The following is a 14392-nucleotide window of genomic DNA, read 5'->3' on the forward strand; positions in this document are numbered from 1 at the left end:
GGCAATGCAATCCAAGGGTTTTAAGGATGTAGAGTTAATCTTAATCGATGCCCCTGATCCTGATCCCGTTTATCCACCCCAATTACTCTTTACGAATAACAGCACGAAAACAACGGATGGCCGGGCCGTACATGTCAGACCAGATGGCATCCTCCGGTTCTTTCACGCTCAGCTTGCCTTCGATCGTCAGTCCGGTAACAGCCATAATCGTCTCTAGCAGGTCCGGACGCATCTCGGGCACATCAAACGTGGCGATCAACCGTCCGTCTGGCTTCAGCACCCTGGCGAATTCGCGAAAGGCGCGCAGCATCGTGCCTGTATCCAGATGCTCCAACACAGAGATGCAGAATACGCTGTCAAACATCTCCGATTCATACGGAAGCTGAGCCAGATTGGCCTGCGCAAGATGCAGTCGGTCCAGGCTCGATTCGGGCAGATCACGTGCGGCCTGCTCACCAAAATCAGAAGCGATATCCAGCCGGATCGCTTCTCTGGACAAAATGCGCTCATCCCAATCACAGGCATAAACTTCCCGGCAGTGCTCTGCCAGCCAAAATTTGAATGGATGGGATATACCACAGGCAGCGTCGAGTACGACGTCTTCCTGCCGCGCAAACTGGCGTGCCCATTCGTACTCGTACGGACGGCTCCACCACGCAGGATGCAGTGGAAAAACCAATGTATCCGTTTTGGGGTCACCCTCCCGAATGTATCTTGATTCCGTGAAATCCGTTGCATTTGGCGTATCCATCATCCCCGAATTCCCTCCTTTAATCCTGCTTCTGCCAAAAAAGATTCCAATACCGTACTCCACCTGCGCCGCCAGTGGGATATGTCGTAAGACAGCGCCGTCTCACGCGCATAGATACCCAGCCGCTCCCGCTCGGCCCGATCCTGAACGAGACGTACCAGCGCGGCGGTCAGTGCTTCTTCACCTGGAGGTACCAGCAGACCGTTGAAGCCATCCTGAATCAGATCATTCAGACCGCCAACATTGGAAGCAACAACCGGAAGCCCACAGCTCATCGCCTCCAGACAAGCGTAGGATGTTCCTTCCGAGAAGACGGTCGGAATCACGGCGATATCTGCCTGATGGTAGGCCTCGCGAATATCCCGAAAATCATACGTGCGCTGTATAATTCGATCCGTATGAGGGTGCGTGCGATGCCAATACCGGAAGGATCGGCCCACCGTGCTGCCTTCAACCAGCTCTCCGGCAAATTCGACCTCTAGATCAGGAAAGGCACCGAGCAGTCGGTCAGCTGCCAGCATCATCGGAATAATGCCCCGTTCCATGCTGATGCGGCGTGGATATAAAATGCGCAGTGGACGGGAAGGGCTCACATGGATTGCGGCCGTTGTGTCATTCTCCTGCTCCTTCAAATGATCACCCGTTAGCACATTTGGCTGGTGACCAGCCATGCCCTGTCTGATATTTGGCGAGTCCAGTTCTTCAGCGATTACTGTCACCTCGGATCTGTCCGCCCGAACCATGCCGTTTCCATCGTTTCTTTCCCCCACGGATGATGCAGCATTCAACCCCGAAATGACAGCTCCAGCATGATCTTCATAACTTGCAAGATCTTTCTTCCAAGCTGCCAGCCATTCTTCTTCCTGTTCATGCTCGAATGTACGCCTTGGCGGAGCAGGCGTGAAGTAGGAGGTATCCACTGCATTGGGAATGAGCACGACCTGACCGGGGTCGGCAAACGTACAAGCAGCACGGCAAAAGGTCTGAAAATGAGAATCGACCGACACGATGCGTACAAGTCCATCCAGTGCCAGCTGAATATGCTCCGCGACTTGCTGCTTGGTTTCGAGCGGCAGCGCGGGACGATCCCAGTTAATACCGTGGCAGATGCCGAGACTGCCCGGCTTGTAGGCAATGGGCTGCCACAGGCAGCTTGCATAGATCACGGGTCCTCGTGCTGCGGCAGCCATTCGGGCAAAAGCTTCGGGCACATCATTCATATCGTAGGCATATCCGTATACATCAATCTGTTCCGTACGGGTCTGAAAAGCTTCAAAATAGGACAACTGATGAACCTCGGGGATGTGTCCCAATCCGCGGATTACACTGCATAAATCCAGGACGTAACGCTCCAGACCGCCCCCGAACACCCGGCTGAATTCCCGGTTATATCCATCGGTGAAGCTGTGTGTCAATATGCTGACCACGCCCATTTCACTGCTCCTCCTTCCACGGAATCAGTCGGGGCTCCGGATCAAGAATCGATTCATAGTGTTCCAGACTGCCCCACTCGCCGTGTGGATCAATTCGTTTATAACGCAAATATTTCCGAACCCGATCCTCCAGACTTCCTGCCCAGCCCAGATGCTGGACTTTCAATTCCGTGCTGATTCCGGGCAATACGGTGCATGGCAAGGGAAGACGAGGCACATGATGATTTTGCTGCGGATAAAAGTAGGGATAACCCGGCATATAGCGGACCAGGGAAGCGGTATGACGTCGATGAAGCCCCCAAAGGTCATCCTCCCGAAAATGGGTTCGGCCGCCCCACATATCGTAGAAACGGAAAGCGATCCAGTCCGCATGATCCTGGTTAATCAGAGTGCGTATCCCTTTCTTCGCTTCCGTGCTGTATAGCTCATCGGCATCCACCGAGAGCAGCCAATCCGGCGAGGTACCTGCCGCTGCCTGCCATAGCGCATTGCGTAATCGCCATTCCTCCGCAAATAACGGCTTCTCCAGCACTTCCAGACGAACGACCTTAGGATAGGCTCTGCATATATCGGGTGTGCCATCCGTGCTGGCATCGTCCACAATGACGATCTCATCTACGAATTCACTTAGATCGTCCAGCACTTCCTCCAGATATCGCCCGCGCTCGTTACGAACCTGAAGCATGGCGGTCAGTTTATTGCCCTGACTTTTACGAACACGGCGAATGGAAAACGGCTCTCTGAATAGGCCTGTATCCTGGCGTTTTACAGCATCCTGCTGATCCCCTTGCCCCTCTGGGTCAGCATGCAGCGATTCCAGCGTTTCCGTTGGGGTATGAGTTGTTTCAGATCGTATATCCCTATGCACCATCGGTATATTAACATGTTGTCTGCGCTTCTTCGGGTCCAGCATCATGGCACCTCCCCCAGCAATTGCTGGACGGCTTGATCCAACAGCTCCATCTCGACGATTCGCGCAAGAGCATCTTCATCCTCCAGTGCCGTCTCCAGAAATTGTCTCACCGCCCCGTGACGATCTCCGCGCAGAGCCAGAGCTAGACCCCATAATTGCCGATAATCCTGTCGGCTGGGGCTATCCTGAATATCCACTGCGTGCACCAAATCTAATGCATCCTCCACACGTCCAGTCTCTTGATAGATACGAAATTTCCAATGTCGTGCCGTTTCGCCTCCGAGATTATCCAAAATGTGCAATGCATTTCCATAATCATCATTCAGACGCAGCAGTTCTGCCTGGACGAGCTGTTCCTCCCCGGCCTCCAGCCAGCGACAGAGCTGTTCATAATGGTGCCGTTCCTGTGCGTTGCCTGCGCTGATTCCATACACCTGCAACGCATTCTCGATTTCCCCGGCCCTCGCATGAATGGCGGAAAGGAATCGATAGTGTGAGCTTACACAATCATTGCGCCCGTTTAATACCGCGTGAGAGAATGCTTCCTTGAGTGAAGCGGCCGCTCTGGAATCCTCTAGCACATATTCATAGGCTGCCAGCAAAAAGGAAATCGTCTCATGCGCTCCTGCTTTGGACCGAAGCTGACGATAGAAGTCGGCACGCACACTGCATTGCAGCTGGGTGATCGAATCCTGAACACCTGAGAGGGTCTGTCGCAGCGCATGCAGGAATAGCAGTTCATAGTCCCGGAGAGGGACTTCGAGGTCATCCTTTTGCATGACACCAGCAGGGGAGGTATCCTCTCCATTCAGCCAAATGGCGCGCACACCCTGGAATACCAGCTTCATATAGCGTGTTTCTGAAGTGGTGCCCACCAGATCGGCGATACCGACCAGTCTTGAAATGCAGCTCTCCCATAAGGGGGACTCCGCTTCTTCACCAACCGGCTCGGGAAGAAGTACAATACAGAGCTCCGGAAGGAGCGAGGCTGTGGCGGTCAGCCAGTAGGGATGGGCAACCACGGCAACCGTACGAGGCTCTTGCAGCAATTGTTCTGCTTCAGGAAGCGTGATGACGGTGATATTCGCAGGCATTTCCTCGGAGCGCTCCAGACTGCTGACATAGTAGACAGGCCCTTCCGCCACCATCAGAGCAGCGATGTCTGGATAGGGAAAAGCAGACCATCCTCCCTTCCGGGGGAAAAGAACATAACGAAAGGCAGGCAAGGCCGTACTTGACTGTTCCGCATCTACCCCTTGATGGTTCTCCGAGTCCGGGGTTGGAGACAGCTCTTCCATTGATGAATCACCTCACTTGATTTGCATTTTTGTCCGTTCATGGATTGAAGCAGCACCACCTGATAAACATCGGATTGGCGCTGCTTTGAATGATATCAATGAATCCAATGATTCAATATGTAATGCCTTTTTTTGCCCAGCGTATTTTATGCCTGACACTAACATATGGGCGTTCCGTCCCAAACATGAGCATCTTCCGTGAATAGACGAAGCTGGCAAGCCCAAAGATTAAGTTTAATTTTTTCTATTGTGTGACCATCGTCACTTTTTTTTGCTGTCATGGCAGGGTTTGTGATAATTGTCACATGTATAAAATAGTCTATCTGGCACAATACGTTCATCAATACGTGTTTGGCTGACAGAAACGGAAGAAGGGGCTTCAATGCCAAATACGAAAACTGCGATATGAACAGAAAGAAGGGGTAACGGTATGGATCCGATCATGTTATCGCGTATCCAATATGCGCTCACAACGATTTTCCATTTCTTTTTTGTGCCGCTGTCTATCGGTCTGGTGCTGCTGGTAGCGATTATGGAGACGTTGTACGTAGTGAAGGGTAAGGAAGTCTACAAAACGATGGCTAAATTCTGGGGCAAACTGTTCCTGATTAACTTCGCCGTCGGTGTAGTTACAGGCATTCTGCAAGAATTCCAGTTCGGCATGAACTGGTCGGAGTACTCCCGTTTTGTCGGGGATGTATTTGGTGCGCCACTGGCTGTGGAAGCCTTATTGGCGTTTTTTATGGAGTCTACCTTTATTGGACTCTGGATTTTCGGATGGGATCGTTTGTCCAAAAAGGTGCACCTAGCTTGTATCTGGCTGGTATTTGTCGGCACATTCCTGTCCGCGCTCTGGATTCTGGCAGCCAATTCATTCATGCAGCATCCGGTTGGCTTCGAGATTAATAATGGCCGCGCCGAGATGAATGATTTCTTTGCACTGATTACGAATGGTCAGCTGTTGGTAGAGTTCCCTCACACGATCTTTGGTGCCCTGATGACAGGTGCATTTGTGGTAACAGGAATTAGTGCCTACAAATTGATGAAGAAGCAGGATGTGGAGATTTTCCGCAAATCGTTCAACATTGCCATCATTATTGGTCTGGTTTCCTCACTGGGGGTTGCCTTTTCAGGTCACTTCCAGGCGCAATATCTGGTAGAGACACAGCCGATGAAAATGGCGGCGAGTGAAGGGACATGGAAGACGACAGAAGACCCTGCCCCATGGACGGTGGTAGCATCGATCGATCCGGACAAACAGGAGAATTCCGGCGAGATCAAAATCCCTGGATTGCTCAGTTATCTGTCCTATAGCAAGTTCTCTGGCAGTGTCAAAGGCATGAAAGAACTGCAAGCGGAGTATGAGCAAACGTATGGACCAGGGGACTATATTCCACCAGTACGGACGACATTCTGGAGCTTCCGCATCATGGTTGCTGCGGGCGGATTAATGATTTTGCTAGCGATATACGGTTCATTCCTGGCGATGCGCCGCAAGTTGGAGGGAGCAGGCAAGTGGTTTATGCGTTTGATGGTGTTCGCCATTTCGCTACCGTTTATCGCTAATACGTCGGGCTGGATTATGACAGAGGTGGGAAGGCAGCCGTGGACGGTATTTGGTTATATGACAACCGCAGCCGGGGTATCCCCGAACGTAAGCGCAGGCCAAATTTTGTTCTCCACCATTGCTTTTACCGCAGCGTATACGGTTCTCGGCATTGTGATGGTCTATCTGTTCGTTCGTGAAATCAAGGCAGGGCCATATGCAGTCGAAAAGCCGGAGGAGCATGATGAATCGGCCGATCCGTTCGGCGTGGATGGGGGTTATTCTGTTGTCACTAAGTGAGTTGTGGTTTTTGCTGATTGCCGTCTTGTTTGTTGGTTTTTTCTTTCTGGAAGGTTTTGATTTTGGTGTGGGCATGTCCACTGCAATGATTGGCAAAACGGATCGTGAACGTCGTACCCTGATCAACTCGATCGGTCCGTTCTGGGATGGCAATGAGGTCTGGCTGATTACGGCAGGGGGTGCTATGTTTGCAGCCTTCCCGCATTGGTATGCCACGCTGTTTAGCGGTTTTTATCTGCCGCTGGTCGTGGTGCTGCTGGCCTTGATCGGACGCGGAGTTGCCTTTGAATTCCGCAGCAAAATGAGACATGAACGCTGGCGCAAAACGTGGGACATCATCATCGTAGTCTCCAGTGCGTTACTGCCATTTCTGTTCGGAGTTGTTTTCGCTACCTTGATGAAAGGCCTTCCTATTGATGCTCAGATGCAGCTCCGTCCCGGCTTCCTAGACATCGTCAATCCGTATACGGTGGTAGGTGGGTTGAGCGTGACGTTGTTGTGCCTGGTGCATGGTCTGCTGTTTGCTTCCTTACGGACCGTGGGAGATCTTAGAGAACGTGCCCTGAATATGGCCCAAAAACTGATGCTGCCGCTCGCAGCGATCCTCGCGATCTACGCTGTGATGACATACTTCATGACCGATGTGTTCGCCGTACGCGGCTGGGCTCTCTGGATTATGGTTGTTCTGGGTGCTGCTTCATTGGGTCTGGCTGCTTACTTCGTGCGTCAGAAACGTGAAGCATGGGCCTTCGGCATGACGGGAGCCGTGATTGCAATCGCGTTTGCCTCCGTATTTATCGGTCTGTTCCCAAGGGTCATGGTGAGTTCAATGGGTTCGGCGTTTGACCTGACGGTCTACAATGCTTCATCCGGTGCATATTCACTGAAAGTGATGACGATAGTGGCTTGTACGCTGCTTCCGTTTGTACTTGGCTATCAGATCTGGAGTTATTACATTTTCCGCAAACGTCTGAACGATCAGCATCACCTGGAGTACTGATATGGGACGGGGGCTGCTGAAGCTGCCGGGCATCCGGCCAGTACTTGCGCTGGCCTCAGCGCTAGTACTGTTGCAGGCGATGACGATTCTCATGCAGGCAAAATGGCTGGCACGGGCGATTACGGCATTGTTTGAAGGTTCACCCGTAACAGAGCAGTACCCGGTGCTGCTGCTGTTCCTGGCCGCTTTTGCCGCCCGCTATGCCCTGTCGTTCTGGTTGCAGCTCATCGCTTCGCGGTACGCGGAGAAGACAGGAAACGATCTGCGCAGACAGATGGTGGAGCAGTGGTTCCGGATGGGGCCGCGTTTTGCCAAAACGGAAGGAACAGGGCACCTGGTAACCTTGGCACGCGAAGGAACAGCCCAGTATAAGACGTATCTGGAACTGTTTATTCCCCGAATGCTGGGGATGGGGTTCACGCCAATCGTTATTCTGTTCTACGTCTTCAAGCTGGATGTGATGTCCGGGGTTGTTTTGACGCTGACGCTGCCGATCCTGATTGTGTTTATGATTTTGGTGGGATTGGCTGCACAACGCAAGATCAATGGACAGTTCAAGTCGTACAAAGCGCTGGCGAACCATTTTGTAGATACGCTGCGTGGACTGGAAACACTCAAAACACTGGGACAAAGCGGTAGACATGGAGAAACAATCATTCGGGTTAGTCAGCGTTATCGCAAGGCTACGATGTCTACGCTGCGTATGGCTTTTCTGTCCTCCTTCGCACTTGATTTCTTCACCATGCTGTCGGTGGCTTCGGTGGCGGTTGGTTTGGGGCTGCGCCTGACGGAAGGACATATGCTGCTTGGACCAGCGTTGACCGTACTCATTCTCGCGCCGGAATACTTCCTGCCTGTACGAATGGTAGGCGCAGATTACCACGCTACACTGGACGGCAAAGAGGCCGGGGAAGCGATCAGCCAGATGATTGAACGAGGGGAAATGGCCGAACGTAAGCAAAAGGAAGCGTACACGAGTGCTGTTCAACATGGTGTGTCAGAAAAGAACGGAGAATCCTCTTCGCCTGAACCTGCTTTTGGTCAAAGTGATGTGTCCGCATCAACCATACGGGTGGTTTTACGTGAGGTAAATGCCCTTATTGGCGTGGCTGCCTCCTCATCGAAAACCTCTTGGGAGGCGACAAGCAGACTGGCGCTTACCAACGTACAGGTACGGCATCAGGAAGACGGGCCATGCTCGCTGAATGATGTGACGTTTCAGGTTTCTGGCCTTGGCAAAGTAGGGATTATCGGAGCGAGCGGAGCAGGGAAATCGACCCTGATTGATGTACTGGCAGGCTTCCAGCAGCTTACTTCAGGTCAGATTTTATATAACGGCCAGCCCTTATCTCCAGAGATGATGGAAGATTGGAGAAAACAAACGGCGGCCATTCCGCAGCATCCAACTATTTTCAGTGGTAGCTTGGCCGATAATATTCGGTTCTATATGCCTGAGGCTTCGGATGCAGAGGTGGCTGAAGCCATTCACGCAGCAGGTCTGCATAAGCTTACCTCCTCCTTGCCCAATGGATTGCAGGAGCCGATTGGGGCTGGGGGAAGGCAGCTCAGTGGAGGACAGGAGCAACGGGTAGCTTTGGCGAGGGCTTTGCTCAGTGCGCGCCCGATCCTACTACTGGATGAGCCGACAGCGCATCTGGATGTGGAGACCGAGTATGAATTGAAACAGACGATGCTACCGCTGTTTGAAGGTAAGCTGGTGTTTCTGGCAACACATCGACTGCATTGGATGCCCCATATGGACCGCATTATCGTGATGGAGGGCGGCACGGTTGCAGAGACAGGAACACATGAGGAATTGTTGGCCCGACAAGGCGTATATTACCAGATGATTCAGGCCCAGATGGAGGCGGTGTAAGATGAAAGCCGGTTATGAGCAGACAGAAACAGCCCGGAGCGGGGGCAAAAAAAATAGCTGGATCACTCCGTACGTGGCACAGTACCGCTGGAGACTCTTTGCAGTCATTGCGCTGGGGATATGCGCTACATTGTGTGCTGTGCTGCTGCTCTTCACCTCCGGGTTTCTGATCTCCAAGTCAGCGCTCCGTCCTGAAAATATTTTGATGGTATATGTACCTATCGTGGGTGTTCGTGCATTTGGGATTTTCCGTGCCGTATTCCGGTATGTCGAACGCCTGGCCGGACATGATGCGGTTTTGCGTATACTCGCGGATCAGCGTGTGAAGCTGTATCGGATTTTGGAGCCGCAGGCACTGTTTCTGCGCTCTCGCATGCAGACAGGAGACGTACTTGGTGCTCTCGCAGAGGACGTAGAACGCCTGCAGGATATCTACCTGCGTACAGTATTTCCGGCGGTTACGGCGCTCATGATGTACGGTGGAGCTGTTGTGGCCTTTGGCAGCGTTAATCTGGGTTTTGGAATGTGGATGGGGTTGTATATGCTGTTTCTGGTTGCCGTGCTGCCAGCCATTTCCCTCCGAGTGACTTGGAAATTGCGAGTGCGGCTGAAGCGGGAAAACGCCAAGTTGTACACTCGTCTGACCGATGGTGTGCTTGGCCTCGGAGATTGGATAGCAAGTGGACGAGCTGAAGAATTTGTGCGTCGGCAGGAAGAGACTGAAGGCCAGGCAGATATGATTCGCCTCCGCTTGCGGCAATGGACGCGCTGGCGTGATCTGATTGCCCAATGTGTGATCGGACTAATGGTGGTATCCGTGACCTTATGGGCGGGAAGTGCGGCTTCTGCGGGACAGCTGCCTGCAGTCATGATTGCAGCATTTGTACTGGTACTGTTTCCACTCACGGAAGCACTGCTGCCGGTAGGAGATGCGGTGGAGCATATCCCGCAGTATCGTGAATCGCTGGAACGATTGCAGCACTTGGAAGGTGAAGAGCATCAGCCAGAACAGTCTGGAACTGAAGAAGCGAAAGCAGCAGCCGGAGCCAAAGATGATATGACGACAGGTATATCAGGCAGCAATCCTGTAGAAGGACAACAGCTGGGTTCTCTGGAGCGTAAGGAAAAAGCGTCGGACCGACGTATCCGCCTACGTATTCCTCCCAGATTGCGAGCCGATATTCAGATCGATCAGGTGAGTTATCGTTATACGTCAGGTGCTCCATTGGCTGTGCAGGAGGTATCTCTTCATCTTCCGCAGGGCAAACGCTTGGCTATATTCGGTCGCAGTGGTGGTGGGAAATCAACCCTTCTGAAGCTCATTCAGGGAGCGTTGCTCCCATCTGCCGGGAACATATTCATCAATGATCTTCCAGTACAAACGATGGGCGAAAATATAACGGATGTCATTGCGGTGCTGAACCAAAGTCCACATCTATTTGATACAACAGTAGCTAACAATCTGCGGATCGGCCGTCCGCATGCAACAGACGAAGAAATCCAGCGGGTGGCTGCGCAAATAGGTTTATCCGATCTCATTGAATCTTTACCGCAGGGTTATCATACCCCGATGCTGGAGACAGGACTTCGTTTCTCTGGTGGAGAAAGACAGCGGATTGCACTGGCTCGGGTACTTCTTCGTGAAACGCCTGTCGTTATTTTCGATGAACCGACTGTAGGACTTGATCCTGTGACGGAGCGGGCGCTTATGCGGACGATTCTGGACAGCATGCAGGGCAAAACAATGATCTGGGTCACCCATCACCTGATGGGAGTGGAACGGATGGATGAACTTATTTTTATGGAAAATGGACAGATCACCATGCAGGGTTCTCACGAACAATTGCTAGCCCGGGAAGAGCGTTATCGCCGTCTCGTTGAACTTGATCGACCGGGTTGGGCAGATGGGCAGCAACCTGCGGTCACGCTACCACCTGTAGCCTCCAGATAGCAGGGGATTTCCCGGTGTAACCATGATCAGAGCCGGGACTGTCCGTTCTGTCAGCATCGCAAAATGGGGCTGTCTCAAAAGAAATTCCGCCTCGCTCCAAGCGCTAACGAACCTGCCGCACCTCAAAAGGCGGATCATCAACGCTTGTAAGATTTAACGAACCTCAGTAACGCTATTTCGTCATCAAACGTTGTCAAAACCTAAAAAATCGGCCGAATCGACGAAATAACGTCTCTGTTATTCGTTAGATCTCAGATCTGGGCAAATGGGAGCGAATAGCGTGTCTCAGGTTCATTAAAACAAAATAACACGAACAAGGGATGTCCCCTGTCATATTCATGACTTACGGGACATCCCCTTTTCGATTCCTGTTAGGGAATGGTATGAAAAATTCGCTATGTCCAGAATGTGATCTGATCTGTAGCAGCCAGTCCCAAAGACGTATCGCTCAGATCTCCTGTGCCAGCAGCATCGCTGTGCCACAGGATTGACGCACAACCAGTTCCGGCTCCACTTTAATGCAGCGGTTATCCATTTGCTTGTTCATCAGATCGAACAGAATCATGGCGGCAAGGCGTCCGATTTTGTCGGTGTCCTGCTTGACGGTTGTGAGCGGCGGATCGGTATAGCGGCAGGCCTCGATATCGTCACAGCCTGCAATCGCGATGTCCTCCGGTATGCGCAGGCCGTGCTCCTTGAAGGCGCGGGCAGCTCCGAAGGCGAGCAGATCCGTGGCTGCAAACACTGCCCGTGGCAGAACATCACAGGAGAGCATTTTCTTGGCTGCTTCATATCCGTCTGCTGCGGCATAATCGGTGCTGTATACCATCCATTCGGGCTTCTCCTCAATACTAAACTGTTTTAGGGAACGCTTAAATGCCTCTTCCCGCTGCTCCATCACTAAGGAGGCACGCTGAAGCCCGATAAAACCGATATCCCGGTACCCGTTCATATAGAACTGCTCGACAACTTTGTTTGAAATTTTCTCGTTATCCGACATGATGTAACAGGAGCCCTGTCCTTTCAGCTCAATGTCAATGCCGATACAAGGAATCGGGCTGGCATCCAGGTCGAATACGCTGCTCTCCACTTCATCCCCCGCAATAATAATGCAGCCATCCACTTGAAAATACCTGGATCTCGCCAAGTAATCCTCACCCTGATCCAGAAACTTCTCATTCGAGAAGAAAAGTAGATCGTATCCAAGCAAGCCAATTTGTTTCTTAAACGCATTGATGACCTGTACGAAGAAAGGGTGGCTGAAATCGACGTTCAGCTTCCCTGCAAAAACGACGCCAACGAGGCTGGATTTTTTGGTCGCCAGTGTTTTGGCTGAAGAAGATGGACGATAGCCTGTCTCTTCCATAATCTTAAGCACGCGCTGGCGCGTTTCCTCGCTAATATCTGGATAGTTATTAATAATCTTGGACACCGTTGCTACAGACACGCCAGCTAAACTCGCTATCGTTTTGATATTCATAAACATCCCTCGGATTCTAAACTAGTTTCGTAAACTAAGGCTGTGTCGGTTTTTTCGCTTTCTTGCAAGTATTCTATGCTACAAAGACCGGAGAGTCAACAGCAGAAAGGGGTTTTACCACATGAAATAACATGCGTTTATAGGTTTGAAGGAATCAAGGAGGTTTGTTGCGAAAAATAAGGACTAATTTTAGCTTATAATCACAATTATCTTACAGATTTTGAGTCCATTTAAGAGAATACGGGGTGATCTGTGGCTGTACATGAAATCATATTATGTACTGTGTTTCGTAACTTTCGTAAAGATTAACTTGATTTCAACTCAACCAACGATAAAAAAAGCTTTTATCAAGCGGGGTTGGAGCATGAAAAACAAAAACATAAATTGACTATTTACAAAATAAAGAGCCGAAGTCATAATAAGGGTGTGATTAACGAAACTGATTTCGTAAATTTAATTCAAATGCTTGGGGGACAACGAAAATGAAGAAAAAGATGTTAGCCATTTCACTTGTAACCGCTTTATTGTTTGTGCTCGCCGCTTGTGGCAGCAGCTCTTCGGAATCAGAAGGAACTCAGGCTACAGACAGCAGCAAGAAAGTTACCTTGAAGATCATTCACTGGCAGCAAGAGAACATTAACAACTACATCAAAGCGTTTAATCAAAAATTCGAAGAAAAGTATCCGGAAGTGAAGGTGGAGTATACGACGGTTCCGGCGGATGCTACATATGATCAATTGATGCAAACACGAATGAACGCCGGTACTAGTGGGGATGTCGATATCATTCCGCTTAAATCAAGCTTTGTAGGCGCTCCGCAGGACTGGTCCAAGGGCGCTGCTGATCCGATGTGGAAGCAATGGATTGATGCAGGGCTGATCAGTGACCTGTCTGATCAATCATTCATCCAAAACTACAATGAAGTGGACGTACAGAACGCAATGACGTACAACGACAAAGTGTACGGCGTAAACATGGGTAAAGTGGCTTTCACAGGACTGTTTTACAACAAGGAGCTTTTCGCCAAATATAATCTGGAAGTGCCTGCAACCTGGGATGAATTGCAACATGTCATCCAAGTGTTTAAAGATAATGGGGTAGAGGCGCTTGGTCTGGCGGGTAAGGATGTATGGCCGATTGGCCTCGCGGTGCAAGGTCTTCAGGCTTCTATTCATGAGGATCAGCTTGCTTATATCAAAGGTCTGTGGACTGGCGAAACCAAGCTGACTGATCCAGTCCAGATCGAAGTATTGCAAAAATCTCAAGTGTTGATGAACAGTGCGATGCCGGGCTTCATGGGTGTTGACTACGGCACACTGCCAAGTTTGTTTGCTACAGGAAAGGTTGCCATGATTGCTGACGGCACTTGGGATGCAACAACGATTCAAACGGCAAACCCTGAACTGAAATTCGGCTATTTCCCTATTCCTGGCAGCAATGATGCGGCCAAAAACAAAGATTTGGCCGGTAAATACGATATGACCTGGATGGTGGTGGATAAATCACCGAACAAGGACTACGCAATGAAATGGCTTGATATGTTGTCCGAGAATGAGAACTATACGGACTTTGTTAATGTAGCCGGCTTCCTCCCAACACAACCTGATGTGGAAATAACGAGCGAATTTATCAAGGACATTCAGCCTTACCTGGAAAACTTCAAGCTTTCCTGGGATCAGTTGTTCATTAACCGTCAAAATGTAGGGCAATACATTTCGGAGTCCAGCGTTCACGCGGAAATGCTCAAGCCTGCCGGACCGATTGCAACGCCGGAAGAGCTTGCAAGCAAATCACAAGCGGACTGGGACGCTGCTGCTCCAAAATAAGTTAGCATCGATGGCACA

The 14392-nt window shown here is 50.9% G+C and carries 10 protein-coding genes; 5 read left to right on the top strand and 5 right to left on the bottom strand.

The genetic code is table 11. From position 1 onward, the window contains the following. Positions 1-82 precede the first annotated feature (82 nt). The 4 genes from BMW94_RS04115 to BMW94_RS04135 are packed head-to-tail and all read right to left on the bottom strand — an operon-like array spanning position 83 to position 4395. Positions 83-754, bottom strand: coding sequence for a class I SAM-dependent methyltransferase (locus BMW94_RS04115; RefSeq protein WP_090994783.1), 672 nt, complete (start codon positions 752-754; stop codon positions 83-85). Continuing rightward, positions 751-2184, bottom strand: a complete 1434-nt coding sequence (locus tag BMW94_RS30825) for a glycosyltransferase family 4 protein (protein WP_254790103.1) — start codon at positions 2182-2184, stop codon at positions 751-753. Before BMW94_RS30825 ends, BMW94_RS04115 begins: the two co-directional genes overlap by 4 nt. A gap of 1 nt (position 2185) precedes the next feature. After that, positions 2186-3100 (bottom strand): glycosyltransferase, encoded by a 915-nt coding sequence (locus BMW94_RS04130; protein WP_254790104.1) that lies wholly within the window; start codon positions 3098-3100, stop codon positions 2186-2188. Next, entirely contained in the window at positions 3097-4395 is a 1299-nt protein-coding gene (locus BMW94_RS04135) for a tetratricopeptide repeat protein (RefSeq protein WP_090994788.1), read from the bottom strand. Before BMW94_RS04135 ends, BMW94_RS04130 begins: the two co-directional genes overlap by 4 nt. Positions 4396-4825: 430 nt before the next feature. Between BMW94_RS04135 and BMW94_RS04140 the strand changes: the two genes are divergently transcribed. The 4 genes from BMW94_RS04140 to cydC are packed head-to-tail and all read left to right on the top strand — an operon-like array spanning position 4826 to position 11068. After that, positions 4826-6241: a cytochrome ubiquinol oxidase subunit I gene (locus tag BMW94_RS04140; protein ID WP_090994791.1), complete on the top strand. Its 1416-nt coding sequence runs from the start codon at positions 4826-4828 to the stop codon at positions 6239-6241. Continuing rightward, a complete protein-coding gene (gene cydB / locus BMW94_RS04145) occupies positions 6225-7241 on the top strand; it encodes a cytochrome d ubiquinol oxidase subunit II (RefSeq protein ID WP_090995173.1) in 1017 nt (338 codons plus the stop codon). Before BMW94_RS04140 ends, cydB begins: the two co-directional genes overlap by 17 nt. Position 7242: 1 nt before the next feature. Further along, positions 7243-9117 carry a thiol reductant ABC exporter subunit CydD gene (cydD, locus tag BMW94_RS04150; protein ID WP_090994794.1) on the top strand — a complete coding sequence of 625 codons (1875 nt, stop codon included), beginning with the start codon at positions 7243-7245 and terminating at the stop codon, positions 9115-9117. Between the two features lies 1 nt (position 9118). Further along, positions 9119-11068: a thiol reductant ABC exporter subunit CydC gene (gene cydC, locus BMW94_RS04155; protein ID WP_090994796.1), complete on the top strand. Its 1950-nt coding sequence runs from the start codon at positions 9119-9121 to the stop codon at positions 11066-11068. A 448-nt stretch (positions 11069-11516) separates the two neighbouring features. Here the strand turns inward: cydC and BMW94_RS04160 are convergent, their stop codons facing one another. Beyond that, on the bottom strand, positions 11517-12548 hold the full coding sequence (locus BMW94_RS04160; protein WP_090994799.1) for a LacI family DNA-binding transcriptional regulator: 1032 nt from the start codon (positions 12546-12548) through the stop codon (positions 11517-11519). A gap of 482 nt (positions 12549-13030) precedes the next feature. Here BMW94_RS04160 and BMW94_RS04165 point away from each other — a divergent pair, with 482 nt between their 5' ends. Then, positions 13031-14374, top strand: coding sequence for an ABC transporter substrate-binding protein (locus BMW94_RS04165; RefSeq protein WP_090994802.1), 1344 nt, complete (start codon positions 13031-13033; stop codon positions 14372-14374). The last annotated feature ends 18 nt before the right edge of the window (positions 14375-14392 follow it).

It is taken from the genome of Paenibacillus sp. OK003, from assembly GCF_900109515.1.
GTDB lineage: Bacteria > Bacillota > Bacilli > Paenibacillales > Paenibacillaceae > Paenibacillus > Paenibacillus marchantiae.